The sequence below is a fragment of the Kribbella sp. VKM Ac-2566 genome (genome assembly GCF_004366005.1).
Lineage (GTDB): Bacteria > Actinomycetota > Actinomycetes > Propionibacteriales > Kribbellaceae > Kribbella > Kribbella pratensis.
Genome location: NZ_SODT01000009.1, coordinates 369,304 through 395,161, shown reverse-complemented (window position 1 = coordinate 395,161; position 25,858 = coordinate 369,304). Strand labels below are relative to the sequence as shown.

Genomic DNA, 25,858 nt, shown 5'->3' with positions numbered 1-25,858 from the left:
AAAAGCCCGATCACGCCTGGTCTGCCAGGTTCTTGAGCAACAATGCCTCGGCGAGGCAGACCTTGGTGAACTCCGCGAGGTGCAGACCCTCGTCGATGCCGTGGGCGCGGGTGTCCGGATCCTCCACGCCGGTGACCAGGATCGAGGCCTGCGGGAAGGTCTCCTGGAACTCCGCGATGAACGGGATCGACCCGCCCATCCCCATGTCGATCGGCTCGACACCCCACGCGGTCTTGAAGGCCGCGCGGGCCGCTTCGTACCCGGCGCCAAGGGCGTTCACACTGCACGGCTGACCGGTCTGCCCCTCGGTGACGGTGACCTGCGCACCCCACGGCGCGTGGTTCTCGAGATGCGTCTTCAGTGCCGCGCTCGCCTTGATCGCGTCGTCCCCCGGCGCGACCCGCAGGCTCACCTTGGCCCGCGCGACCGGCACCAGCGTGTTGCTCGCCTCCGCCACGGACGGCGCGTCGATCCCCAGTACGGCGATCGCGGGCCGGGTCCACAACCTGTCGACCAGCGAACCCGAGCCGGTCAGCCGAACGGAGTCCAGCACGCTCGACTCGGCCCGCAGCCGGTCCTCCGGGTACTCCACATCGGCCGCCCGGGACGCGTGCAGCCCGTCCACCGCAACGTCGCCCTTGTCGTCGTGCAGGGTCGCGAGCAGCCGGCACAACGCCGACAACGCGTCCGGGATCGGCCCACCGAACAGGCCGGAGTGGACCGCGTGATCCAGTGTCCGAACCTCGACGTACGCCTCGACCAGACCGCGCAGCGACACTGTCAGCGCCGGCCGGCCGACATCCCAGTTGCCCGAGTCCGCGATCACGATCGCGTCGGCGGCGAGCTCGTCGGAGTACTCGTCCAGCAGCTGCAGCAGGGTCGGCGAACCGATCTCCTCCTCACCCTCGACGAACACCGTCACGCCCACCGGCAGATCGTTGCCGAAGGCCCGTACGGCGGCCAGGTGCGCGGCGATCCCGGCCTTGTCGTCGGCGGCGCCCCGCCCGTACAGCCGGTCGCCCCGCTCGGTCGGCACGAACGGGTCCGACGTCCACTGCTCGACCGGCCCGGTCGGCTGGACGTCGTGGTGCGCGTAGAGCAGCACCGTCGGCTTGCCGGCCGGCGCGGCCTTCTTGGCGATGACCGCAGGCGCGCCCTCACCGGCCCGGACGATCTTCACCGTGAAGCCTTCGGCCTCGAACAACGCCGCGGTCGCCTCCGCGGACCGCTGGACGTCGGCCGCACGGGCCGGTTCGTAACTGACCGACGGGATCCGGATGAGGTCCTCGAGGTCGGCACGGACGCTGGGCAGAACGCGGTCGATCGCCGCTGACAGATCGCTCATGCGACAACCGTACGGCGTCCGTTCGCAGAGCTGACGCCCGGTGAACCCTCGCGCGTTACTCATTGCCGATCTACTCTGAAAATCTCGTAGGTTTTCGCCCACAACCGAAGAGGCTCCCATGGTCAAGCGCCCCCTTGCCATCGTTCTCACCGTCGTCGCGGCGTCCCTGACGGGCGCCGCGCCCGCGCACGCCGCGATCAGTTGCGACACCTCGACCAGCGGCAGTTCGACGTTCTACGACGGACCGTCGGCGTCCTACAAGTACGACGCCCGGTTCAGCAACAGCGCCAGCATCCCCAACCTCAGCACGCACACCCCGCAAGGCGCCGGTACTTGGTACAACTGGGACGGCTCCGGCAAGAACCTGATCCTGATCGCGGCGTACCGCGAGGGCGCCGACTCGCAGATCTACGGCATCGACCCGTCCACCGGCTCGACCGTCGGCGTGGTCGCGATCGCCGAGTCCCACGTCGGCGGGATCACCGTGAGCAAGGGCTGGGCGTTCGTGTCCGGCCAGGGCAGCAGCATCCGCAAGTACCGGTTGACGGAGTTGCGTGACGCGTTGAAGGCCGCCGGTACGCCGTACCTCGGACAAGTTGGTACGGCGCGCGACGTCGCCGGATCGTCGTTCATCGGGAGCTACGGGGACTCGTTGTTCTCCGGGACGTTCAACGAGACCGGCCGCGGGACCATGTACGAGTACAAGATCGCGGACGACGGCACGCTGACCACGCTGGCCGGCGCGTGGGAGGTCCCGACGAAGACGCAGGGGCTGACGATCACCGCCAACCACTTCATTTACAGCACGTCGTACGGGCGTGGGAACCGCAGCAACATCTACGTCGTGAAGCGCGGCCAGAAGGATCTGGATGCGGCGGCGCTGAGCTGCTTCCGCGCCCCGAGCATGACCGAGGGCATCACGGAGTACGACGGCATCGCGTACCTGGTCTACGAGTCCGGGTCGTACCTGTACGCGTCCGATCCCGCGACGTTGAACGTCATCCCCCGCATGCACAAGGCAACGATCTCGTCGCTGACGTCGCTGGTGCCCTAGGAGCCGTACTTCGCGGAGTCGAGCACCTCTTGCCGCGTCGTCGGGTTGTCCTCGCGGACCTGAATCCTCAGCAGGGTCGTGGCGTTCACCTGCTTGTACTGCTCGATGACGGTTGGCACGTCGTCGCAGCTGTACCTGAAGGTGACGACATTGCCGGACTTTTCCGGTGTGCCGCCCGTGCAGCCCTCGGGAGCAGTGGCGCTCGTCGGCAGTTGGGTGGCGTTCTCCACTCCTACGTAGACGCCTTCGGTGTTCGGGTCGGTCTGCCACTTGGAGGTGTTGGTGCTGACCACGAGGGACTTCCCGTCGTCGACCGCCTTCTGGTGCCAGTTTCGTGGGACCTCTACCGAGAGGGGCTTGCTCTCCACCTTCACCGGCCGGGTCATGACGTACTGGTAGCCGCCGTACCCGCCGCCTGCGGCTAGGACCAGCGCGGCGAGTGTGGTGAGGACGGCGGCGCGACGCCGGCGTTTGGGCGCTGTCGCGACGGTGGACTGGTTGGAGCTGGCCAGGGCGGTCGCCTGGTCGACCGGAGCGGTCGCCGCACTCGGTGTGGGCATCTCGGCGGCCGGCACGAGCCCCGCCGGGATCTTGCCCGTGGTGTGCGCCTCGCGCAGTGCGTTGAGGAAGCTGTCGAGGTCCGGCCAGCGCTTGTCCCGGTCCGGCTCGAGAGCACGCCGTACGACGACATCGATCGCATCCGGCACGTCTTCGCGCAGTGTGGTCATCGAGGGCGGTGGTGCTTCGATCTGCATCACCGCACCGAGGCTGGCCACACCATGCGGCGCCTGACCGGTGAAGGCGGCGTACGCGACCGCACCGAGCGAGTACAGGTCGGCGCGGTGGTCCAGGCGTTCACCCATCACCTGTTCGGGAGCGACGTACGCCGGGGTGCCGCCGGGCATCGTGATCCGCGAGACCTCGGCGAGCGACTTGCCCAGCCCGAGGTCGGACAGCATCGCGCGGTCGCCGTTCGGATCGGTGCGGAACAGGACGTTGGCCGGTTTCACGTCGCGGTGCAGGACGCCGCGGGCGTGCAGGTGCTTCAGGCCGCGGCCGACCTGCGTGATGATCCGGACCGCCTCGCCGAACTCCAGCGGGCCGGCCTTGATCCGGTCCGCGAGCGTGCCGCCGTCGGCGTAGGTGAGGACCATGAACGGGCGGCCGTCGTCGGCCTCGCCGATGTCGTGCACGCCGACGACGTACAGCGAGTCGACCTTGCGCAGGAACCGGCCCTCGGCCAGGAACCGGCGCCGGACGTCCTCGTCCTCGACCCAGTTCTCGGACAGGATCTTGACCGCGACCTCGGCGTCCAGCTGCTCGTCGCGCGCCAGCCAAACGGTCGCGAAACCCCCGGCACCCACCCGGCGGACCAGGGAGTACCGGCCGATCCGCGGTGGCTGGTCCATGGCGTAATTATGCTCGATCCGTTCTGCGACCCATTCGCTGGAGTGAACAAAGCGGTATTTCCCGGCGTCACATCTCCGACAGCGGGACGCTGATCTACCGCCCGACCGTGGTCCGCCGCACGGTCCGTAACCGTGACCTGACCATGACTTGTTGAGGAGATCGCCGATGCGAGTGCAGAACGGCCGCCTGGTCGCCCTCGTCGCAGCTGTCGCCGTCGCCGCCATCACGGGCGGCGGAGCCCTCGCGTGGCGCCAGGGCCCGCAGGCCAACGCGGAAGCCCCCTCTCCGCTGTCCGGCTCCCCGTCGCCGGCGACCAGCACCCCGACCAAGAGCACCCCCACGGCCAAGCCGACGCCGACGTCCAGCAAGCCGTCGACGGCGACGAGCACTCCGTCCGGGCCGATGAAGACCAAGATCGACCTGAAGAAGCTCCCCCAGGGCAGGGCGCCGCAGGTCACGTACCTCAGTGGCCGCACCATCCGCGGCGGCGCCGGCGAGGACGTCACGGTCCCGGGCACCACCGACATCCAGGACGTCGCCCGGCTCCGCAGCTCGGCGCTCGCCGTAGTCACCAAGGGGTTCGGCACCGAGATGCTGAACCTGGACAGCGACAGCAAGATCACCCGCCGCACGCCCGACGTGACCCAGATCGTCACCACCGACGACGGCGGCGCCGCGGCGTACGTAGCCACCCGCTTGAAGGACACCGGCGAGGAACTGGCCGGTGCGACCATCTACGCCGAAAGCACCGAGGTCCAGAAGGTCGCCGTACCGGACATCTGGAACACCAGGCTGCTCAGCTACCTCGACGGCAAGGTCTACTTCGACGCATCGACGACCCAGGACGGCGACAGCGGTCTGTACGAGTGGACGCCGGGTACATCGAAGCCCGTTCAGCTCAAGGCCGTCCCGAATCCGATGGCGGTGTCCAGCGCGGGTACGGCGGGCTCGCTGACCACACTGAACGACCAGAGCAGCTGCAGCAGCCTCCTCACCGTCCCGTTCGGGAAGCGCCTGTGGCGCACCTGCGACTACCTGATCACTGGCTTCACCCCGGACGCCGCGACTGTCATCGCCGGACCGAAGTACCAGGACGGGTACGGCGACGGCATCGCGGGAGCCCTGAACGCGAAGACGGGCATGCTGCTGCACGAGTGGTCCGGTGTGTTCCGGCAGAGCGTCCCCGAGGACGACCAGCACCTGCTGCTGCTCGCCGACAACGGGGAGGAGACTCCGGCGTCGATTGTCCGTTGCACCATCTCGACCGGTGCCTGCGAACGGGCGACCCCGCTCGCCAAAGGACAGCTGCTCATCGGTAGCTGATCTGCTTTGAGCAGATTGCTCTGTGTTTGCGGGGCTTCAGGAGCAGACTGCCGGCATGACCACGGTTGCTGTTCTTGCTGATGTTCATGGGGTGTTGCCTGCTCTGGAGGCTGTGCTGGATGAGCCGGACGTGCAGGCGGCCGACCGGATCGTGCTGGCGGGGGACATCGCCAGTGGGCCGCAGCCGGTCGAGACGCTGGATGTGTTGAGGGCGCTGGGCGACCGGGTGGTGTGGGTGCGCGGCAACGCGGACCGGGAGCTTGTGGAGATGGCTCGGGGGACGTACGACGCCGAGCCGCCGGATGCGGTCTCTCCGTGGGCGGCGGAGCAGTTGCGGCCGGACCAGGTTGAGCTGCTGGCCGGGCTGCCGACGACCGTGACGATCGGGGACGTGCTGTTCTGTCACGCCACTCCGCGCGACGACGAGGAGATGGTGCTGGTGGACAGCCCGATCGCGCGGTGGGCGCAGGTGTTCACGGGGCTGTCGGACGAGGTCAGGACGGTCGTCTGCGGGCACACGCACATGCCGTTCGCGCGCCAGGTCGATCGGCGGCTGGTGGTGAACGCCGGCAGTGTCGGGATGCCGTACGGCGCTCCCGGTCCGAGCTGGGCGCTCCTGACCGAGGACGGCGTACAGCTGCGGCGCGCACCGCTCGACGCGGCCAAAGCCGCAGACAGGATCGAGAGCGAGTCGACGTACCCAGGCCGTGTGGAGTGGGTAGCGGAGTACCTGCTGCACACCTACTCCGACACGGAGGCGCTGGAGGCATTCAGGCCGCGCGCGGAAGGCTGAGCGGTTACCGTCAGGGTGTGTTCGTGCGGCGGCGGAAGCATTTCGGGACTCCGGCCGACAAGGCGACGTATGCGACCCTGCATACCGCCTCGTTGGCCAGCCCGCACCTGCGCGAGGGCCTGACACCCGCTGCGGCCGGAAAGGCCAGCCGCCACCTGAGGGACCTCCTGGGTACGGCGGCCATCGCGATCTGCGACTCCTCAGGCGTACTGGCGTGGGACGGCGTAGGCGGACCGTACGAGAGCAACCACCGCCGCGACGCCAAGGACCTCGCCGCACTGACACTCCGCTCCGGCCGTACGGCGGTACTCGGCGCGCATGATGTGGCGTGCGGCGACCCGCAATGCCCGATCCGTACGGCGGTCGTCGCGCCGATCGTCATCGAGGAGCGCGTGGTCGCCGTACTGGTCGCGTACAGCAACAACACCTCCGCAGCACTCGTCAGAGCGACTGAGGAGGTCGCCAGGTGGGTCTCCGGTCAGGTAGAGCTCGCAGAGCTCAACAAGGAGCGCACCCGAGCCATGGAGGCGGAGCTGCGCGCACTACGCGCCCAGATCAGCCCGCACTTCATTTACAACGCTCTGGCGGCCATAGCGTCGTTCGTACGCACCGACCCGGAGCGAGCGCGTGAGCTGCTCCTGGAGTTCGCAGACTTCTCCCGCTACGCCCTGCGGCGTGGGGGCGAGTTCACGACGCTGGCGGACGAGCTGCGCAACGTGGAGCGCTACCTGGTGCTGGAGCAGGCTCGTTTCGGCGACAGGCTCAAGGTGTCGCTGCAGATCGCTCCTGAGGTGCTGCCGGTGGTCATCCCGTTCCTCGTCGTCCAGCCCCTGGTGGAGAACGCCGTACGCCACGGCCTGGAGGGTACGACGGGAGTCGGCCACATCACGATCCGCGCGCGCGACCAGATCAACGAGGCGGAGATCAGCGTCGAGGACGACGGCGCCGGCAGCGAGCCGGAGGTGATCCGGGCGGCCCTGTCCGGCGGGTCCGGCAGTGACTCGGTCGGCCTCGGCAACGTCGACGCCCGGCTGCGGCAGGTGTACGGCGACACGTACGGCCTGGTCGTGGAAACCGCCGTGGAGGCCGGAACCAAGGTGACGTTCCGTATCCCCAAATACTCCTCAGGAGTGCATGCATCGCCGTAACCCGCAGACCGGCATCTGAGGGTTTAGTGTTCGTTTTATGGCCGACTCTCCCCTGCGCGCGCTGGTTGCGGACGACGAGGAGCCCGCGCTGGCCGAACTGGTGTACCTGCTGAGCCAGGACCCCCGGATCGGCGAGATCCGGACGGCTTCCAACGGACCGGACGCGCTGAAGATCCTGCAGGCCAGCGACCTGGACGTTGTGTTCTGCGACATCAAGATGCCCGGGCTGGACGGCATCGACCTGGCCAAGGTGCTGTCCAAGTTCGCCAGCCGCCCACAGATCGTGTTCGTCACGGCGTACGACGAGCACGCGGTGGCGGCGTTCGAGCTGGAGGCCACCGACTACGTGATGAAACCGGTGCGACCGGAACGCCTGTCCCAGGCGATCCAGCGCGTCGTCACCCACGGAGCAGCGCCCGCGTTGCCGTCACCGGAGGAGACCGACGACGAGGTGATCCCGGTGGAGCTGGCCGGTATCACCAGGTTCGTGCAGCGCTCCACGGTCCGGTACGTCGAGGCACAGGGCGACTACGCCCGCCTGCACACGGGCCAGAACTCGCATCTGGTCCGCATCCCGCTCAGCACGCTGGAGGAGCGCTGGCGGGACGCCGGCTTCACCCGGATCCACCGCAGCACCCTGGTCGCTCTGCAGCACGTGGACGAGATGCGGGTCGACAGCGGCCGCTGCGCGGTCCGGGTCGGGGACGACTGGCTCCCGGTCAGCCGGCGGCACACGCGCGAGCTCCGCGACCTCCTGGTCCGTTCGACGTCGCTGAGATGACCTGAGCTGACATGAGTACGCCGGAAGGACCACGCAGGGTCCGCGTCACCAGCCCGCGGACGAGCGCGGCCCGACGTCCGATCATGCCCACCGGTACGCGCGAGATCGACGAGCAGACCCGCCTCGGCCAGGTCTACATGCAGTCACTGATCCAGTCGCAGCTACGACTCACTCTGGCCGTCATCGGCGGCGTGGTGCTCGTGCTGGGCAGCTTCCCGCTGCTGTTCTGGCTGGTCCCACCAACCCGCACGATGTCCGTACTGGGCCTCCCCCTGCCCTGGGTGATCCTGGGCATCCTGGTGTACCCGGTCGTGTACGTCGCCGCTCGCATCTACGTCCGGAACGCCGAGCGAATCGAAGCAGAGTTCATCGAGTTCGTGGGGCGGCAGTAGCGATGTCTCCGGCGCTCAGCCTGACCGCGATCGGATTGGTGGTCGTGGCAACGATCGGGATCGGGTTGTTCGGCCTGCGGATCTCGCGGACCACCAGCGACTTCTACGTCGCCAGCCGCGCGGTCAGCCCACGCTGGAACGCGTCGGCGATCAGCGGCGAGTACCTGTCCGCAGCGTCGTTCCTCGGTGTCGCCGGGCTGGTGCTGGTGAACGGCGCCGACATGCTGTGGTTCTCGGTCGGTTACACCGTCGGCTACCTGATGCTGCTGGTCCTGGTCGCCGCTCCGCTGCGCCGGTCCGGTGCGTACACGCTGCCCGACTTCGCCGAGACACGCTTCGAGTCCCCGGTCGTACGGCGGATCTGCGCCGGGCTCGTGGTCGGCATCGGGACGCTCTACCTCCTGCCGCAACTGCACGGCGCCGGCCTCGCGGTCCAGACCGTCACGGGCGCGCCGCCGGAGGTCGGTGCGATGATCGTCGCGGTGATCGTGGTGATCAACGTGGCCGCGGGCGGGATGCGGTCGATCACGTTCGTCCAGGCCTTCCAGTACTGGCTCAAGCTGACTGCGCTCGCGACGCCGATCTTCGTCATCCTGCTCGTCTGGCACCAGCCCGTCGGAGTGCTCGACTCGTTGCACGGAGCAGCCGCCGAATGGGCCGAGCCGCTGTCCCGCGCGGGCGGTCGCGACCACCCGCTGTACGCGACCTATTCGTTGCTCCTGGCCCTTTGTTTCGGAACGATGGGGCTCCCGCACGTCCTGGTCCGCTTCTACACGAACCCCGACGGCCGCGCGGCCCGGCGTACCACCGTCGTCGTACTGGCATTGCTCGGATTGTTCTACCTCTTCCCACCGATGTACGCCGTACTCGGGCGGACGTTCGCGCCCGACCTGGTGAGCGCGGGCGGGGACACCGTCGTACTCGAGCTGCCCGGCCGCGTTTTCCCTGGTACTACAGGGGATCTGCTCGGTGCACTGGTCGCGGCGGGGGCGTTCGCGGCGTTCCTGTCGACGTCGTCGGGGCTGACCGTCGCGATCGCCGGGGTGATCGACCAGGACCTGCTGCGGAGCCGGTTGCATCGGTGGACCGGTGGTGACTACGTCGCGGTGAACAGCTTCCGGATCGCGGCGCTGATCGCGATGATCGTGCCGTACCTGGCGTTCACGGTGACCGGGGCGCTGAGCCTCGCGGACACCGTGGGACTCGCGTTCGCGTTGGCCGCGTCGACGTTCTGTCCCCTGCTGGTGCTGGGGATCTGGTGGCGGCGGATGTCGACGACCGGCGCCGCGGCCGGCCTGGTCGTCGGCGGGATCGCGGCCAGCGCGGCCGCACTCGTGAACGTGTCCGGCGCGCCGCAGGGCGGCTGGCCGCGGGCGCTCGTCGGTCAGCCGGCCGCGTGGACGATGCCGCTCGCGTTCCTCACCGTCATCGTGGTCTCCAAACTGACTCCGGACCGCATCCCGGCCGGCACGGCCCGCAGCATGGTCCGGCTGCACACCCCCGAGGCCGTCGATGTCGACCGAGGCCTGCCGTAGCGGTGACCGTTCGTCCCAGGATTCCTACCGTTCACCGCAGTTGAGTGATCCACCGAGCGACTGGTGTGGTCCGCTGAGCGACCGATGCGCGCCGGTGCTGTCGGGAGCGCCGTGACCCAGGCCACAGTAGCCACGCCGGCTCCATACCGCCCGGCTTTATCCCCTGGAGGTCTCGCGATGAGTGATATGCGCGATCGCGACCTGACGACGTACCGGGATGTCCAGCTGTCACCGGACTTCTCCGAGCTGCGTCGCCGGTTCCGGCGCTTCGTGTTCCCGATGACCGCGCTGTTCCTGGTCTGGTACTTCGTCTACGTCCTGCTCGCCGACTACGCGCACGGCTTCATGTCACACAAGATCGGCGGCGGCAACATCACCGTGGCCCTGCTGTTCGGCCTCGGGCAGTTCGTGTCGACGTTCGCGATCACGATGATCTACGTCCGCTGGGCGGACCGCCGGATCGACCCGGACGCCGAGAAGCTGCGCCACCAGATCGAGGGAGCACCGCAGTGACCGCCCCGCTCATGTTGCCGCTGGCAACGGACATCGGTAACCCGACCGTCAACATCGTGATCTTCGCGCTGTTCGTGCTGGCCACGCTGGCGATCGTCTTCCGGGCGTCGCGGAACAACAAGACCGCGGCCGACTTCTACGCCGGCGGCCGGTCGTTCACCGGCCCGCAGAACGGCATCGCGATCGCCGGCGACTACCTGTCCGCCGCGTCGTTCCTCGGCATCGCCGGCGCGATCGCGCTGAACGGGTACGACGGCTTCCTGTACTCCATCGGCTTCCTGGTGGCCTGGCTGGTCGCGCTGCTGCTGGTCGCCGAGCTGCTCCGGAACACCGGCCGGTTCACGATGGCCGACGTACTGTCGTTCCGGCTCAAGCAGCGGCCGGTCCGGATGGCGGCCGCGATCTCGACCCTCGGCGTCTGCTTCTTCTACCTGCTGGCGCAGATGGCAGGCGCCGGGGGTCTGGTCGCCCTGCTGCTCGGCGTGAGCAACCGGGCCGGGCAGAGCATCGTGATCGCGGTGGTCGGCATCCTGATGATCACCTATGTCCTGGTCGGCGGCATGAAGGGCACCACCTGGGTGCAGATCGTCAAGGCCGTGCTGCTGGTCATCGGCGCCGGAATCATGACGATCTGGGTGCTGGCGAAGTACACCTTCAACCTGTCCGGCCTGCTCGGTGCGGCCGTCGACAAGAGCCCGGCGGCCGGCGAGAAGCTGCTCAGCCCGGGTCTCCAGTACGGCGTCACCGGCGTCACCAAGCTGGACTTCATCTCGCTCGCGCTCGCCCTGGTGCTCGGCACCGCCGGCCTGCCGCACGTCCTGATGCGGTTCTACACGGTGCCGGACTCCAAGGAAGCGCGGCGCAGTGTCAGCTGGGCGATCTGGATCATCGGCATCTTCTACCTGTTCACGCTGGTCCTCGGGTACGGCGCTGCCGCGATCGTCGGACCGGACCGGATCAAGGCCGCACCCGGCAAGGCGAACTCGGCCGCGCCACTGCTCGCCTTCGAGCTCGGTGGTGAGGTGTTGCTCGGCGTCATCTCGGCGGTCGCGTTCGCAACGATCCTGGCCGTGGTCGCCGGTCTGACGATCACCGCGAGTACGTCGTTCGCGCACGACATCTACGGCCAGATCATCAAGAAGGGCCAGATCAGCGGCGACGGCGAGGTCCGCGTGGCGCGGTACACCGCGGTCGTGATCGGCATCGTCGCGATCATCGGCGGCATCTTCGCGAACGGCCAGAACATCGCCTTCCTGGTGGCCCTGGCGTTCGCGGTCGCGGCGAGTGCGAACCTGCCGACGATCCTGTACTCGCTGTTCTGGCGACGCTTCAACACCCGCGGCGCACTGTGGAGCATCTACGGCGGTCTGGCCTCGACGATCATCCTGATCATCTTCAGCCCGGTCGTCTCCGGCAAGGTGGACGCGAAGACTCACAAGAGCCTGTCGATGATCACCGACACCGGGATCGACTTCCACTGGTTCCCGCTGGACAACCCCGGCATCGTCTCGATCCCGCTGGCGTTCCTGCTCGGCTGGCTCGGCACGATCACCAGCAAGGAGCCGGTCGACGTCGACCGCTTCGCCGAGATGGAGGTCCGCTCGCTCACCGGCGCCGGCGCCGAGAAGGCGGTCCGCCACTGAAAGACCTGTCAGGCAGGCCCTGCTGAATCGACGCGGTCCTGCCTGGCAGCCCCACCCCCGCCCCAAAGAGACGGACCCGGCCCCCTCCACCCGGGTCCGTCTCACACGTCAACCGCGGGGTATTACATGCTGAATTCGAGGGTGGGCCAGAGTTTGTAGAAGGACTCGCGGGAGGTGTTGCCTCGGGATTGTTCGGTGGCGTGGAGGAGGCCGTAGGTGAAGGGGTTGCCGCCTTCGGCGTAGACCTGCAGGGCGAGGTGATGGAGGAGTTCGCGGGAGACGACCGAGTCCTGGTGTTCGCCGAGGATCTCCTGGACCTCCTCGGCGCGGGCCGCCAGGTCGGCGGCTTCGTCGGACAGGACGGGTACGGCGGACTCCGCGGCGTACCGCAGGCGCTTCGACGCCTTACGTACTTCGTGCAGCTCGTGGTCCTGCTCCGCCACGGTCTCGGCCTGCTGCGAACGGCGTACCGCCTTGCGCATCCGCCGGTAGTCGTGCTCGAGGAGTTCGCCGATCTGCTTGCTCGCCTTCCGGTCGTCGTCAGTCAGCGGCGGATTCGCGACCAGCTCGTCCAAAGCATCCAGCAACCGGAAGTACCGCGGACTCTCCAGCGCGGCCAGCGCCCCGGCGCGTCCGTCCTTGTAGACCTGCCGCAGATGGTCGTCGATCCGCCCCGCGACGCGTCCCATCACCAGCTCGACCGGCTGCTCCGCGACCTCGGCCGCGAAGTGCTCACGCTGCACCTCCGCGTCCCGGGCGACGCCGAGCTCACCGGCCAGCCACTTCAACTCGGCCCGCAACGGGTCACCGACCGCACGGTCGATCACCGGCCGGTACGTCGCCAGCGCCGAGCGCAGCCGCCGCGTCGCGACCCGGAACTTGTGGATCGAGTCCGGGACGTCCCGCCGTACCTCGGGGTCCCGTTCGCGGATCGCCTGCACCTGTGCGCCGGCGTACGCGCGGAACAGGTCCGACGTCCGCGGCTTCTTGGGCAAGGTCCATTCGTCGTACGCCGGAACGCGATCGCCGAGTGCCCTTGCGAGCTTGCTCGGACCGCTCGCCGGACGAGCGCCCGCAGCCTTCAGCAACTCGCCCGCATCCTCGAGCAGCGGGCCGTCGCCGTCGACCAGCTCGACCTCCCACTCCCGCCAGCGCTCCGGCTCACCGCCCTCGACCGTCGCGGTCACGTGGTCGTCGGCAAGCTCCGCGAGGACACCGCCGTCCGCGTCGAGCAGCCGATGGACGATGCGTCGGGTCTGCAGCGTCACGACCGGCGCCAACGGCTGGTCGCGGACATGCACGCGGACCGTACGGACGACCGCGATCGGTACGGTGCGCGCCGAGCCGAGCGGATATCGAACCTCGAGCCGTCCACCGGACGACGCCGGAAACTTCACATGCCACCCGTCGTCCTCGCCGCCGGTACGCCGGCGAAGCGTCACCTTGTTCGCAGCCAGGTCGAGCTCAGGCGTGTCGTAGTACACCGCCTCCAGGTCGAGCTCGACCGGTTGCGCGACGCTCGCGACCCCGGGCAATTCGTGCAGCGCCGGCAGGGTCGTGCTCGTGTCGACGTCGTACTTCGTCTCGATCTCGAGCTGCTCAGTCGGGGCCATACCCCTTGTCTACCAGGCGTTCATGAACATGCCCTGAGATCGGCGATCAGCCGTTGCAGATCGCGGTCCGTGCGGCCGCCGATCGTCGGCCGGAGCTGCCTGCGCCGATTGTGATTGAGGGCCCAGCAGATCAATCCGATCAGGACGAGGAAGGCGATCATGTCGTGCCCACTCCTTTGAAGAACGTGTAGTGGAACGTGCCGCCGGGTCCGGCGGACTTCTCGAGGTCGCGGATGCCCGCGGCCCACTCGGCCTCGGTGCGCAGGCCGGCGGCGATCGCGCGGTCGCGGACGGACTCGACCATCGCGATGAAGGTCTTGCGGGTGAAGCCGTCGACGAGGTGCGGCAGGGTCTGGTCGGCGTACACGGTGCGCGGGCCGACCTGTACGGCGTCGTACCCGGCCTGCTCGAGCAAGGGCTGGAGCCGTCGGCCGATCAGCGAGTCGCCGCCCGCCGAGGCCTGCAGGTCGACGAGGCAGTCGATGACGGCTTGGGCCTGCGCGCTGCGCGGGTGGAAGAACGCGGACCCGTGGTCGCCCTCGATCACGGTGATCGTGCCGCCCGGATTGAGGAGGCCGCGGAGCCCGACGAGTGCGGCAACGGGGTCCGGGAGGTGCTCGAGGACGAAGCAGACGAAGACGTGGTCGAACTTCTCGCCGGCCAGGTCGTGGAGGTCCGCGTGCCGCCAGTCGACGGTCGCGTCCGGTGCCTGGTCGGCGACCCGGGCCTTGGCCTGGGCGAGCGACGCTTCGGAGATATCGATCGAGACCAGGTCGATGCCAGGGCTTCGCGTGACCAGCTGAACGGTCTGTGCTCCCACTCCGCAGCCGGCCTCCAGCACGCGGCTGCCGGGTGGGTAGGTGGTGCCGCCGTGCAGCAGGTCGGCGAGCGTGCCGGCCTGGTCGGACAGCCGGCGGGTCTCCGCCGGGGTGTAGCCGTGGACGTAGTCGGTTCCCATACCTCCAAGGTCGCGCCACAATGGTCCTGTGAACAGGTCCAATCCGGCGATAAGTGGCAGGTCCAATGGCGGGGCGGACTTCCTCCAGCTCGACCCGGCCGACGCACCGCCCGGCGGTCTCGCGGATTGGCTCACCGATCGGCTGCGGACGGCCATCTCCACCGGCCACCTCCCGGTCGGCACCCGCCTGCCCGCGACCCGCACCCTGGCGACCGACCTCGGCCTCTCCCGGGGCGTGGTCACCGAGTCGTACCAGCGCCTCACCGAGGACGGCCACGTCTCCACCCACGGCCGCCGCGGAACTGTCGTCGTCGCCGCCCCGATGCTCGGCGACGTCCGAACGTCCGAGGGCCCACGCTCCGTCGGGCGCAAGAGCCTGGTGGTGGCCGACGACGTGTTCGACCGGTTGCGGGATCTGCCGGCGCGGATCGACCTGACGCCCGGGGTGCCCGACCTGGCGGCGTTTCCGCGCAGCGCCTGGCTGCGCGCGGAGCGAGCGGTGCTGGCGGACCTGGAGTCTGCCGATTTCGGGTACGGCGATCCTGCGGGTACGCCGACGTTGCGACGTGCGGTCGCGGCGTGGCTGGCGCAGTACCGCGGGATCACCGCGGACCCGAACGACCTGATCATCGTGGCCGGCGTGGCCCAGGCGATCGGGCTGGTGGCTCAGATGCTCGACCGGCACGGCATCCACGAGATCGCGGTCGAGGACCCCGGCTCGCTCGGTTCCCGTCAGCACCTGCAGAACTGGGGCATGCGGACGCCGCCGATCCCCGTCGACGATCGCGGGCTGCAGGTCGACGTACTGCGGAATTCCGGGGCCGGCGCGGTGATGGTGACACCGGCGCACCATTTCCCGACCGGCGTCGTACTGGACGGCGAGCGTCGTCGCGAGCTGATCCAGTGGGCGACGGACGGCGGACTGGTCATCGAGGACGACTACGACGCCGAGCACCGGTACGACCGGCCGCCCGTCCCCGCGCTCCGCGCGATGCTGCCCGACCAGGTGATCTACACCGGCAGCATCTCCAAGCTGCTCGCCCCGGCACTACGGATCGGGTGGATGCTCGCACCCCCGCAGTACAAGGAAGAACTCATCGCCCGCAAGCGCCTGGCGGACCTCGGCAACGCAGGTCTCCCGCAACTCACCCTCGCCGCTCTGATGGAGTCCGGCGAGCTCGAGCGCCAGCTCCGTTTCCTCCGCCGCCGGCACCGCACCCGCCGCGACGCGATGGTCGCCGCCATCCGCAACCACTTGCCCAGCGCAACCATCCACGGCGCCGCCGCCGGCCTGCACCTCACGATCACCTTCGCGGATCGAGCCGACGAAAACGACACCGAACTGGCCGCGGCCGCCCTGGAAGCCGGCGTGAAAACCCACCCTCTCTCGTGGCACTGCCAACTCCCGCACGCCCCCGGCCTGGTCCTCGGCTACGCCGCCCGAACCCCCACCGAAATCACCGAAGCCATCGCCACCATCGCGAAGGTCAGCTGATCGGACTCCACCAGTTCGCGCGCCCGGCGAGCTTCATGAACGCGGGCAGCAGCACGCCCCGGATCGCCGTCGCGTCCACCAGCACCGCGACGGCCATCCCGACTCCGATCATCTTCAGGTACACGACCCCGCCGGTCGCATAGACCGCGAACGACAGCGCGAGGACGGCGGCCGCGGTCGTGACCAACGGCGCCGATCGCTGCAGCCCCGTCGCCACCGCCCGCTCGGTGTCCCCGGTCCGCAGGTACTCCTCCCGGATCCGCGACACGATGAACACCTCGTAATCCATCGACAACCCGTACACGATGCAGAACATGAGCGTCGGCATACTGGCCTCCAGCACGCCGGTCGCGGTGAAGCCGAGCGGCCCGGACAGGTTGCCGTGCTGGAACACCCACACCATGACGCCGAACATCACCGCGAGACTGAGCAGGTTCAGTACGGTCGCCTTCAACGGCAGCAGCACGCTGCCGGTCGCGATGTACAGGACGAGCACGCTGAGCAGCAGGATCAACCCGAGCACCAACGGGATCCGTTCGGTGAGTGCCGAACGCCAGTCCGTCATCTCCGCCGGCGAGCCGCCGATCATCGCCGGGTACGGCGCCTCGGCCGCACGGACTTGTTCAACGAGGTGCCCGACGTCTCCCTCGAGCACCTCGGCGGTCGGAATGACGGTCAGGTACGCCCCGCCGTTGCGGACGTAGGTGTCGACCTGCGCCACCCCGTCCAACTGCCTGAGGGTCTTCGCGTACGGCGCGAGTCGCGCCGGATCGCCCGCCTCGGGCATCACGACGTACAGGGCATCGGACTCCTCCTGGCCGAAGTTCTGGCGCACCTGGTCCGCCATGATCCGGCTGCTCGCGTCAGCGGGGAGGATCCGCGCGTCCGGCAGGCCGAGGCGCAGGCCCAACGCGGGTGACGAGAGCAACAAGATCAGTGCAAGGACGGCGCCGCCGATGAGCGCCGGGCGCCGCATCACCGCGATCGCGAGTGCTGCCCAGCGGCCGGAGCCGGACCTCGCCGCCGCGGGACGGACCGCTCGGCGGCCGAGGAGTGCCAGCGCGGCCGGGAGGATGACGAGCGCGCCGATCAACGCGGACAGGACGACGAGAACACCGGCGTACCCGAAGGACCGCAGGAACGACAGTGGGAACAGCAGCAGTGCGAGCAGGGAGACGGCGACCGTCATTCCACTGAAAAAGACAGTCCGCCCGGCCGTGCGCACCGCGGTCACCACGGCGTCGTCGACCTCAGCACCGGCCGCCAACTCCTCGCGGAACCTCGCGATCACGAACAGGCAGTAGTCGACGCCGAGCGCCAGTCCCATCACCAGCGCGAGGTTGGCGGCGAACGTCGAGACCTCGGTGAACGCCGCGATCACCCGCAGCCCGGCCAACGCGCCGCCGGTCGCGAAGATCCCGATCCCCAGCGTCATGAGGGCCGCCGAAACCCTGCGATAGATGAGGATCAGCAGCCCGAGCACCATCGGGATCACGATCACCTCAGCCCGCAGGAAGTCCGCACGAGCCTGGGCCCCGATCTCGCGGAACACCTCGTCCTGACCGCCCGGCTGCACGGTGATCCCGGCGCGCGATCCGGCGTACTGAGCGGCGAGGTCACCGACCCGCTGTCGCGCCTCGTTCACCTCGCCCGGCACATGGACGAGGATCAGCGCCTGCCGGGAATCCCTGCTCCGCAAGGCTGGACTGTCGTCACGCGACCAGTACGACGCCGCCTCGGCAACGCCTGACTGCCGCGCGATTTCGTTGGTCAACCCAACACCAGCGGCCCGTACGGCGGGATCGTCGACCGTCCCGGTCTGCGCCGTGACCAGGAACGCGAGGTTCGGCGGACCGGTCCGGAACTGCTCGGCGAGCACCCGGCGGGCGCGATCCGACTCCGATGCCGGATCGGCGATCCGGGACAGCGAGAGGGCGTTGAGCGCCCCGGCCGCGACGGCGAGCACGAGCGCTGTCAGGACGAGCGAGAGCAGCACGACAACACGCCGGCGCCGAACCACCAGCCGACCGAGGCGCTCGAGCAGACCGGCCTCGCGACGGGGACCTGAGCCTTCCGGCAGCACAGGCGGGGTGGTTTCGGGCATGGCGGACCTCCGGGCGAGCGGGGGTAGGATGACCAAACACGAGCAGTTGCTCGCATACAGAAAAATACGAGCATTTACTCGTGTTTGTCAACGGAGGTCGACCCATGCCTGAGGAGCCGCGTCGCCAGGCACGGGGGCAGCGGCGGATGGTGCAGCTGCTGGACGCCGCCGCGGTCGTGTTCGCCGAGGCCGGGTACGCGAAGGCGACCACCAACGCGATCGCCCGCCAGGCCGGCGTCTCCCCGGGCACGCTGTACCAGTTCTTCGCGAACAAGGAGGCCCTCGCCGAGGCGCTCGCGGAGCGCTACCGCAGCGAGCTGGCCGCCGCGCACGAGAAGGCGTTCGACCCGGGGACGGCGCAACTCCCGCTGCCCGAACTGGTCGACCGGATGATCCGCCCGATGGTCGAGGTCAACCTGGAGAACCCGGGGTTCAAGGCCCTGTTCGGCAGCGGCGACCTGCCGGACAAGCTCACGGCGCCGACCCGCGCGCTGCAGAAGGCTGTCACCGGCCGCGTCGCCGAGGTCCTGGCCGCTCGCTATCCCGACCTGCCATCGGATCGCCTCGCGACCACGTCGGCCGTCGCGACCCAGATCTTCGCCGCTCTGCTCGGCACCATCGTCACCACTCCCGCCACCGAGCGCGAACGATGGATCAGCGAACTCAACCAGGCCCTGGTCGGCTACCTGACCCCGCTCGATCAGCGGGTGTAGAGCGGGGACATCGCGAGGGCGAACTGGGTCATCAGATCCGGGTTGATCGCGCGGGCGGGAAGCGGGACCAGGTCGACGAGCTTGTCGTCGCCGACGCGGATCGTCGTACGGCCGGTGGCGGTGTCGACGTACCCCTCGTCGCCGAGCGGGATGGATTGCGAGGTCGCGAGCTTGCGGATCGGGGCCATCAGGGCCTTGGCGTCCCGCTCCCGGCGTACCGAGGTGGAGATCACGCTCGTCGAGGTCAGCCAGCCGCAGACCGGGTCGCCGGCGAGGGTCTGACCGTCGCGCCGGGCCATCGCCGGTGCGCCCATCACCTTCCCGGCCGCCGCCGTACCGCGATCACACTCGGGGCGCGTGATCAGCCGATCGGCGTCCGCCAGCCCGGCAGCCTGCCGCACGACCTCCTGGCCGAGTGCGACGTACTTCGCGAGGGTCGCCTGCGGCCCGGAGAGCTTGTACATCCTGCCGGCCGACAGAAACACCAGGAACGTACTTGTGCCGTACCCGCCTCGACCGATCTTGACGGGCTTGGCCGGCTCGCGCGGATGCGCGGCGTACGCCTTCTGGGTAGCCGCCAGCATCGCCGGAGTCGCCGGAAGCACCGACACCCCAACCCTCAGCACCGGGCCGTTGGGGCCGGCACTGAGCGCGAACTGACACACGTCGTACGTCGGGATGTCGAACTCGGGCGGCGGCGCCTTCGGCTGGATGTTCGCGACCGGCACCGCGAGCGTCGTCTGCACCAGCGTCGGGTCCATCCGCACGCACAACGTGTCCGCGACCTTGGACGTCCCGGACGGCGTCACCGAAGGCGTCGGCGACGGGGTCTCCGAGTTCGGTGCGGTGCTCATCGACACGAGCGGCGGCACGCTCGGCGAGTTCTCGTCCGCCGGACCACTACAGCCTGCGAGCAGTACGACGGTCAGCGCGGAGGCGGTCACTACCCGGCGGATACGCATGATGACAGGAACCTTAGCCCGCGGATCGGAGCTCTCTTTCGCGGACGGCGTGTTCGTCGGTACGGGCGTCGTACCGCCAGAACTCGCGCAGCCAGACGGACGTGGCGACCACGCCGGCGACGCACAGCACGCCGCCGCTGACGATCGCGGTCCGGACCGTGGTGAGGTCGGCGACCACCCCGGAGCGGGCCTGACCGCCGAGCGGCCCGAGCGAGTAGCCGAGCATCTCGATCCCGGCCAGCCGCCCGCGCATCTCGTCGGGGATCGTCTGGTTCCAGATCACCGAACGGAACAGCACCGACACCATGTCGGCCGCGCCGGCCACCGCGAAGAACGCGATCGCGAACCAGATGTTCGGCGCCAGCCCGGCGATCCCGACCGCGGCGCCCCAGCCGATCGTGGCCAGCACCACCGCCCGCCCCTGGTGATGGACGTGTTTCGCCCAGCCGCTGGTCAGGCTGGCGCACATCGCCCCGATCGCTTCGGCGCTGTACAGCAGGCCGAGCAGCTTCGGTTCCTTCAGGACGTCCGTCGCGAACGCCGGGAACAGCACGATCGGCATCGCCAGGAACATCCCGACCATGTCGACCAGGTACGTCGCCAGCAGGTCCTTGCGGCGGAACGCGTAGACGATGCCGCCGCCGATCGCCCGCAGGCTCGGCGCCGTGGACTGCTCGCCGGCGCGGTACGAACCGAGCCGGGCGTAGAGCAGCGTCGCGAACACGATGCCGGCCAACTCCACCGAGAACGCCCAGGTCACGCCGACCGATCCGACCAGGACACCGCCCAGGGCCGGACCGGCGAGCTGACCGATCTGCGAGGTCAGTGAGCTCAGCGCGACCGCGGCCGGAATCTCCTGGTGCTTCACCACCCGCGGAAGGAGCGCTTCGCGCGAAGGCCGCTGCAGCGAGGTAGCGATCGCGTTCAGGGCGCCGCAGACGTAGATCAGCCAGACCTGCGGGTTCGGGAGCAGCGTGTTGGCGACCATCAGCGCGGAGATCACGACCTGCGCGAGGCCGGTGGCGACGAGCAGCGTACGGCGTTCGACGTGATCGGCGAGCGCACCGCCGTACAGGCCGAACACGACCAGCGGGACGATCGTCACCAGGCCCATCGCACCGACCGCGAAGTTCGATCCGGTGAGTTGGTAGAGCTGGTACGGCAGGGCGACGTACCCGACCATGCCGCCGAGGAAGAACACCGACCCCGCGACGAGCAGGATGCGGAAATCGCGGGAACCACGCCACGGAGTCAGATCGACACGCAACCGGGCCAGCCGCGCGCTCAGACTTGCTGCCACCGGAACATAGTGACAGGTCCGACCACACCAAACGAACCTGATTTCCGCCTGACCCATTTGCCTGGCTGACCCAGCAATTTGCCTGGCTGACCCAGCAAGTCGGGGGTCAGCCAGGCAAATGCGGGATCAGGGGGAGCAAACCGCTCAGGTCGGTGCGCTCGCCGCTCGCGCGGAGTTTGCCGGTCATCCGGGCGTCGGGCCAGGTGGTGCGGCCGAGGGCTACGTCGATCCACAGGTCCGGCGGCATCTCGATGACCGCGCCCGGCGTACCGCGGGTGTGTCGCGGGCCCTCGATGCACTGCACGGCGCCGTACGGCGGGACTCTTACCTCGACCGCGTGGCCGGGTGCTTTCGCGACCAGGCGTTGCAACAGTTCCTTGGTGAGCAGTTTCAGGTCGGCGCGTTCCGCCGTACCGTCGTCGTAGCGTCGCAAGGCCTGCCGGAACGCGGCATCGGACATCTCCACGACGTGCCAGCGTACGCGGCAGTTTGCGGTGACGCCCCTCTCGTCGGGGATAATCGGCCCGGAGAGAGGGAAGCGAGGTCGGGATGCTCACGCCCAGGCACCAGGCGCTGCTGATGACGCTGGCGGGAATGACCGTCGGTGTCGCCGTGTTCGGCACAGTCGTCGCCGTGAACGGTGGCAATCCGTTCACCGCCCACGACACGCCGGTGGGGATCGTGAGTCCGTCGCCGTCCGGCACCCCGAGCCGTGGGGACGGACTGCAGGCCGACGGGCTGCAGTACGTCGTCCAGAACTTCGGCACCGACGACGACCCGGTGTCGTCCGAGGTCCCGGCCGGGTGGAAGAGCGCTCAGAGCGGCACCCGCCCGAAGTTCGTCGACCCGACCGGCGTCTGGCAGATCCGGTTCGACACACGGGGCAGCAAGCAGACCCCGGACGAGCTGGTCGCGAACCGTGAGCGCAGCATCGACGAGCCCGGCCTGAAGGTGCTGAGCCGCGACAACGGCACGCTGGTCTACACGTACGTCGACCAGAGCCGCGGTCCCCGGATGGGTCTGTCGCGCTGGGTCTCGCTCGACGACGGCAAGACGTCAGCGGTCGAGATCACCGTCGGCGGCCGCCCGCAGGACGAGGCCGGCCTGCGTGCTGTCCTCCAGCAGGCCACCGACACCCTCAAACTCCCGGTCGACCCGGGCGACGACCGCCCGAACTAACACTTGATGTCGGCGGCGGGCGTGTTGCCCTGCACGAGGTAGCTCTCCACGACGTTCTTCACGCACGCGTTGCCCGACAGGTACGCCGTGTGGCCGTCGCCCTCGCGGGTGACGAGGATGCCGTTCTCGAGCTGGTGCGCGAGGCCGACCGCCCATTCGTACGGCGTGGCCGGGTCGCGCGTCGTACCGAGGACCATGATCGGCTTCGAGCCGGCCGCCTTGATCTGGTGCGGCTTGTCCGTCGGCTTCACCGGCCAGTTGATGCAGGACGCCGACGACCAGGCGAGGAACTCCCCGAACCGCGGTGAGGCGGCCTTGAACTCCGGCACCTCCGCCTGGAGCTGCGCGATCGAGGTGACGTCCGGCCGGTCGGAACAGTTGACCGCGATCTGGACCTCGTTCGCGTTGTCGGAGTATCCGGACGGCTTGCGGTCGGTGTACTCGTCGGCCATCGCGAGCAGCCGCGCGCCGTTCCCGGCGAGCCCGTCGACGACGGCGTCCTCGAGCCGCGGCCAGAACTCCTTCAGGTACAGCGGGTAGACCAGACCGAGGACGACCAGGGCCTGGGTGACCTGGCGCTGCCCGTCGCCCGGCAGCGGATGCGCGTCGCTGTCCTTGATCAGCTTGTCGACCTTGGCCAGCACCTCGTTCTTGCTGCTGCCCAGCTTGCAGGAGCGCTGCGCACAGTCCTCCGCGAACGCGTCCAGCGCCTTGTCGAAGCCCTTCGCCTGCGCCATCCCCATCTGCTGGGACGAGATCGCCGGGTCGACTGCGCCGTCCAGCACCAGCCGGCCGACGTTCTTCGGGAACAACTCGGCGTACGTCGCACCGAGGTAGGTGCCGTACGACATCCCCAGGTAGTAGAGCTGCGGATCCCCGACGATGCCGCGCAGTACGTCGATGTCGCGGGCGGCGTCCTTGGTGTTCACATGCGGCAGGAGCTCACCGGAGCGCTGCTTGCAGCCGGCCACGAAGGTCTTGGCCTGCTTTTCGACGTCGGCGACCTCGGCGGGGGTGTCCGGGCTGCCGTCGGCGGCGATCATCGCGTCCAGCTGGGCGGTGTCCAGGCACTTCACCGGAGTGGATTCGCCGACGCCGCGTGGGTCCCAGCCGATGATGTCGAACTTCCGCAGCAGCGACGACCCGAACAGCATCGGCGCCTGCGCGGCGAAGTCCTGTCCAGAGGCGCCGGGGCCGCCCGGGTTGATGAACAGCGTGCCGATCCGGCCGCCGCGGTCCTTGGCGAGCACCTTGCGGGCGCGCAGCTCGATCGTCTGGCCGGTCGGCTTGGTGTAGTCCAGCGGGACCTCGATGGTCGCGCACTGCTGGTTGGTCCCGCAGCGCTCCCAGTCCGGCTGCTGCTGGTAGAACTTCTCCAGTCCGGCGGGGATCGGGCCCACCGGTCCGCTGGGCGGGTTGCTGCCGACGCCGGGCGCCGTACCGCCGTCGGCGTCCTGCGCGCGACTCGCTACCCCACATCCGCTCGCAAGCACCGCCAGAGTTGCCACCAGCACGGTCGACCTGCGGAATCTCACTGCCCGGTTTCTCCCTCGTCGTCATGGTGCAGGCGGCGCCGGCGGCGTGGTTTCCGCGCCCGCCGCTCCTCGGTCGGCTCCGGCTGTTCGGGCGCTGCACTCGCTTCCGGTACGACGGGTGCTGCGTCCGGGGTCGTCGTATCCGAGGCCTCGTACTGCTGCCGCGGCGAGCAGACGTCCGCCCGGCTGCACGCGCAGCGCCGGCCCGACGCCGCGAGCCGGACGACCACGGTGTCGCTCGGCACGTTGTGCCCGACCACCACTCCATCACCCGCGGGGGTCTCCACCGCGGTCCCGAGCGCCGGAGCCTTCGCGTTGAACTCCTGGTAGAGCGGGTGCTCGTACTTCAGGCAGCACATCAGGCGGCCGCAGGCGCCGGAGATCTTCAACGGGTTCAGCGGCAGGTCCTGGTCCTTCGCCATCCGGACACTGACCGGCTCGAAGTCCTTCAGGAACGTCGCGCAACACAGGTCCCGCCCACACGGCCCGATACCGCCCTGCAACCGCGCCTCGTCGCGGGCGCCGACCTGCCGCAGCTCGATCCGCGCCCGCAGGGCCCGCGCCAGATCCCGGACGAGCTCACGGAAATCGACCCGGTGCGGCGCCGAGAAGTACACGATCACCAACTGGTCGATGTCCGGCCGCCGGTCGACGAAATCGATCCCGACCACCTTCATCGGCAGGTCGTGCTCCCGGATCGTCCGCTTGGCGATCACCCGCGCGTCCGCGCGCCGCTGCCGGTTCTGCTCGTCGCGGTCCAGGTCCGTGGCGGTCGCGATCCCCGCGCACAACGGCAGCCCACCGATGTCCTCGGTCACGTACTGCGGCGCCCACACACACTCCGCCACCTCGGGGCCGTCGTCGGTAGGCACCAGCACCTTCTCCCCCACCCGAGGCCGAAACTCACCCGGGTCAAGGTAGTAAAGCCGCCCGTACCGCTCGAACGACACCGCCATCACCATGCCCACGGGGTCAGAGTACGGGGCGTTGCACAGGAAGTGGTCGCCCTACACAGGAAATAGCCTGTTCACCGCCCCCGGCGCGCGGGTTACGCCCCTACCGGTGGCTGTTCTTCACGGTGCCGGTGAGTTTGTCGTCGTCAGGGCCGAACGCGGCGCACAGAACCCGATGATCGCCGTCGTTCCAGGCACCTTTGCTGGGTGTCCACCAGTCCAGATACAGCTCGGACTGGTCACGCGACTTCCCTACGTACGTGCCGAACACCGGTCCGCAAGCGCGGTCAGCCTGCTTGTTGATGGCACTGTCACCCGGGTACGTCGTACCGGGAAGCGTCACGACCCCCACGACCTCGCCGTCGTGCTCGTCCGGACAGGGCTGCCGGACCACCTCGTCCTCTTCTCCGCCCTCGTCGAAGCACTCGCCGACCGCCAGCTCGTCGACGTACGTGGTCGGACCCGAGTTGGAGGACGTCACCGGATCCGGTCCGCTGTAGTCGTCGTCGGAGGAACCGAGCGCGACGAAGAGGACGATCAGCAGCGTGTAGCCGAGCGTCACCAGGGATCCCATCACCAGACCGGCGATCGCCATCCCTTTGCCTTCTTGCTTGTTCCGGTTGATCTGCACCAGCGCGGCGATGCCGAGCCCGATCGCCACCGGCGCGGACACCCCGATGACGAACCCGCCGAGCCCGGTCACGAGCGCCGCGGTGGCCAGCCCGTTCGTCCCACCTGAGCCGCTGTAGCCGTAACCGCCGTACCCATAGCCGTATCCGTACGGCCCCGGCGCCTGCCCGGCCGGCGGATACTGCCCGGGCCCGTAACCCTGCCCGTACGCCTGACCACCGGGGGCCTGCCCGTACGGCGACTGCTGCGACCCGTACGACGGCTGCCCAGGCGCAGCCCACGGCGCCCCGCCCTGCGCATTACCGGGCGCACTACCGGGCGCTCCAGGTCCCCCAGGCGCTTGCGGCCGTCCGTACGTCGGGAACGCCCGCGTCGGATCGTGCGGCCGATCCTGTGGCCGGTCGTCCTGTGGTCGTTCCGGCTCCGGGCCGTACGGTGGCTGACTCACGCTACTACCCCCACTGAATCCCCCGCGGGCA

24 protein-coding genes are annotated in these 25,858 nt (G+C 69.1%); 12 read left to right on the top strand and 12 right to left on the bottom strand.

Annotated elements, in window-relative coordinates:
• Window positions 1-10 precede the first annotated feature (10 nt).
• A complete protein-coding gene (locus tag EV647_RS13385; RefSeq protein ID WP_134002607.1) occupies window positions 11-1,345 on the bottom strand; it encodes a dipeptidase in 1,335 nt (444 codons plus the stop codon).
• Between the two features lie 118 nt (window positions 1,346-1,463).
• Here EV647_RS13385 and EV647_RS13380 point away from each other — a divergent pair, with 118 nt between their 5' ends.
• Complete coding sequence (locus tag EV647_RS13380) at window positions 1,464-2,399, top strand: hypothetical protein (protein WP_134002605.1); 936 nt, start codon at window positions 1,464-1,466, stop codon at window positions 2,397-2,399.
• Here EV647_RS13380 and EV647_RS13375 read toward each other — a convergent pair.
• Window positions 2,396-3,808 carry a serine/threonine-protein kinase gene (locus tag EV647_RS13375; RefSeq protein ID WP_134002603.1) on the bottom strand — a complete coding sequence of 471 codons (1,413 nt, stop codon included), beginning with the start codon at window positions 3,806-3,808 and terminating at the stop codon, window positions 2,396-2,398. The two genes, EV647_RS13380 and EV647_RS13375, sit on opposite strands and share 4 nt — an antisense overlap.
• Window positions 3,809-3,974: 166 nt before the next feature.
• On the opposite strand from EV647_RS13375, the gene EV647_RS41990 reads away from it, so the two are divergent.
• The 8 genes from EV647_RS41990 (at window position 3,975) to EV647_RS13335 (ending at window position 11,937) form a co-directional block, all read left to right on the top strand.
• A complete protein-coding gene (locus tag EV647_RS41990; protein ID WP_166680310.1) occupies window positions 3,975-5,132 on the top strand; it encodes a hypothetical protein in 1,158 nt (385 codons plus the stop codon).
• 55 nt (window positions 5,133-5,187) lie between these two features.
• A complete protein-coding gene (locus EV647_RS13365) occupies window positions 5,188-5,925 on the top strand; it encodes a metallophosphoesterase (protein WP_134002601.1) in 738 nt (245 codons plus the stop codon).
• A 17-nt stretch (window positions 5,926-5,942) separates the two neighbouring features.
• Window positions 5,943-7,073 (top strand): histidine kinase, encoded by a 1,131-nt coding sequence (locus tag EV647_RS13360; RefSeq protein WP_134002599.1) that lies wholly within the window; start codon window positions 5,943-5,945, stop codon window positions 7,071-7,073.
• A gap of 37 nt (window positions 7,074-7,110) precedes the next feature.
• Complete coding sequence (locus EV647_RS13355) at window positions 7,111-7,854, top strand: LytTR family DNA-binding domain-containing protein (protein WP_134002597.1); 744 nt, start codon at window positions 7,111-7,113, stop codon at window positions 7,852-7,854.
• A gap of 11 nt (window positions 7,855-7,865) precedes the next feature.
• Window positions 7,866-8,246: a hypothetical protein gene (locus EV647_RS13350; RefSeq protein ID WP_134002594.1), complete on the top strand. Its 381-nt coding sequence runs from the start codon at window positions 7,866-7,868 to the stop codon at window positions 8,244-8,246.
• A gap of 2 nt (window positions 8,247-8,248) precedes the next feature.
• Window positions 8,249-9,781, top strand: coding sequence for a cation acetate symporter (locus EV647_RS13345; RefSeq protein ID WP_134002591.1), 1,533 nt, complete (start codon window positions 8,249-8,251; stop codon window positions 9,779-9,781).
• A 177-nt stretch (window positions 9,782-9,958) separates the two neighbouring features.
• Window positions 9,959-10,294, top strand: a complete 336-nt coding sequence (locus EV647_RS13340) for a DUF485 domain-containing protein (protein ID WP_134002590.1) — start codon at window positions 9,959-9,961, stop codon at window positions 10,292-10,294.
• 11 nt (window positions 10,295-10,305) lie between these two features.
• Window positions 10,306-11,937 carry a cation acetate symporter gene (locus EV647_RS13335; protein WP_134004303.1) on the top strand — a complete coding sequence of 544 codons (1,632 nt, stop codon included), beginning with the start codon at window positions 10,306-10,308 and terminating at the stop codon, window positions 11,935-11,937.
• 122 nt (window positions 11,938-12,059) lie between these two features.
• Here EV647_RS13335 and EV647_RS13330 read toward each other — a convergent pair whose 3' ends face one another.
• The 3 genes from EV647_RS13330 to EV647_RS13325 are packed head-to-tail and all read right to left on the bottom strand — an operon-like array spanning window position 12,060 to window position 14,508.
• Window positions 12,060-13,550 carry a CYTH and CHAD domain-containing protein gene (locus EV647_RS13330; protein ID WP_134002588.1) on the bottom strand — a complete coding sequence of 497 codons (1,491 nt, stop codon included), beginning with the start codon at window positions 13,548-13,550 and terminating at the stop codon, window positions 12,060-12,062.
• Between the two features lie 20 nt (window positions 13,551-13,570).
• A complete protein-coding gene (locus tag EV647_RS41985; protein WP_166680309.1) occupies window positions 13,571-13,711 on the bottom strand; it encodes a hypothetical protein in 141 nt (46 codons plus the stop codon).
• Window positions 13,708-14,508 carry a methyltransferase gene (locus tag EV647_RS13325; protein WP_134002586.1) on the bottom strand — a complete coding sequence of 267 codons (801 nt, stop codon included), beginning with the start codon at window positions 14,506-14,508 and terminating at the stop codon, window positions 13,708-13,710. Before EV647_RS13325 ends, EV647_RS41985 begins: the two co-directional genes overlap by 4 nt.
• A 28-nt stretch (window positions 14,509-14,536) precedes the next feature.
• On the opposite strand from EV647_RS13325, the gene EV647_RS13320 reads away from it, so the two are divergent.
• A complete protein-coding gene (locus tag EV647_RS13320) occupies window positions 14,537-16,003 on the top strand; it encodes a PLP-dependent aminotransferase family protein (RefSeq protein WP_134002583.1) in 1,467 nt (488 codons plus the stop codon).
• Here the strand turns inward: EV647_RS13320 and EV647_RS13315 are convergent.
• Window positions 15,996-18,107: an MMPL family transporter gene (locus tag EV647_RS13315; RefSeq protein WP_134002581.1), complete on the bottom strand. Its 2,112-nt coding sequence runs from the start codon at window positions 18,105-18,107 to the stop codon at window positions 15,996-15,998. The genes EV647_RS13320 and EV647_RS13315 overlap by 8 nt on opposite strands.
• Before the next feature lie 104 nt (window positions 18,108-18,211).
• Here EV647_RS13315 and EV647_RS13310 point away from each other — a divergent pair, with 104 nt between their 5' ends.
• Window positions 18,212-18,820: a TetR/AcrR family transcriptional regulator gene (locus tag EV647_RS13310; protein ID WP_202871051.1), complete on the top strand. Its 609-nt coding sequence runs from the start codon at window positions 18,212-18,214 to the stop codon at window positions 18,818-18,820.
• Here EV647_RS13310 and EV647_RS13305 read toward each other — a convergent pair.
• From EV647_RS13305 to EV647_RS13295, 3 genes are all read right to left on the bottom strand, one after another.
• Complete coding sequence (locus EV647_RS13305) at window positions 18,808-19,782, bottom strand: hypothetical protein (protein ID WP_134002579.1); 975 nt, start codon at window positions 19,780-19,782, stop codon at window positions 18,808-18,810. The genes EV647_RS13310 and EV647_RS13305 overlap by 13 nt on opposite strands.
• Before the next feature lie 13 nt (window positions 19,783-19,795).
• Window positions 19,796-21,082 carry an MFS transporter gene (locus EV647_RS13300; protein ID WP_134002577.1) on the bottom strand — a complete coding sequence of 429 codons (1,287 nt, stop codon included), beginning with the start codon at window positions 21,080-21,082 and terminating at the stop codon, window positions 19,796-19,798.
• A 106-nt stretch (window positions 21,083-21,188) separates the two neighbouring features.
• Window positions 21,189-21,542, bottom strand: coding sequence for a sterol carrier family protein (locus EV647_RS13295; protein WP_134004299.1), 354 nt, complete (start codon window positions 21,540-21,542; stop codon window positions 21,189-21,191).
• A gap of 89 nt (window positions 21,543-21,631) precedes the next feature.
• Here EV647_RS13295 and EV647_RS13290 point away from each other — a divergent pair, with 89 nt between their 5' ends.
• Entirely contained in the window at window positions 21,632-22,261 is a 630-nt protein-coding gene (locus EV647_RS13290) for a hypothetical protein (RefSeq protein ID WP_134002575.1), read from the top strand.
• On the opposite strand, the gene EV647_RS13285 is transcribed toward EV647_RS13290, so the two are convergent.
• The 3 genes from EV647_RS13285 to EV647_RS13275 all read right to left on the bottom strand — a co-directional run bounded on the left by EV647_RS13285 (window position 22,258) and on the right by EV647_RS13275 (window position 25,827).
• Window positions 22,258-23,796: an alpha/beta hydrolase gene (locus EV647_RS13285; RefSeq protein WP_134002573.1), complete on the bottom strand. Its 1,539-nt coding sequence runs from the start codon at window positions 23,794-23,796 to the stop codon at window positions 22,258-22,260. The genes EV647_RS13290 and EV647_RS13285 overlap by 4 nt on opposite strands.
• Window positions 23,793-24,758, bottom strand: coding sequence for a regulatory iron-sulfur-containing complex subunit RicT (locus tag EV647_RS13280; RefSeq protein ID WP_134004297.1), 966 nt, complete (start codon window positions 24,756-24,758; stop codon window positions 23,793-23,795). Before EV647_RS13280 ends, EV647_RS13285 begins: the two co-directional genes overlap by 4 nt.
• A gap of 94 nt (window positions 24,759-24,852) precedes the next feature.
• A complete protein-coding gene (locus EV647_RS13275) occupies window positions 24,853-25,827 on the bottom strand; it encodes a DUF4190 domain-containing protein (protein WP_134002571.1) in 975 nt (324 codons plus the stop codon).
• Between the last annotated feature and the right edge of the window lie 31 nt (window positions 25,828-25,858).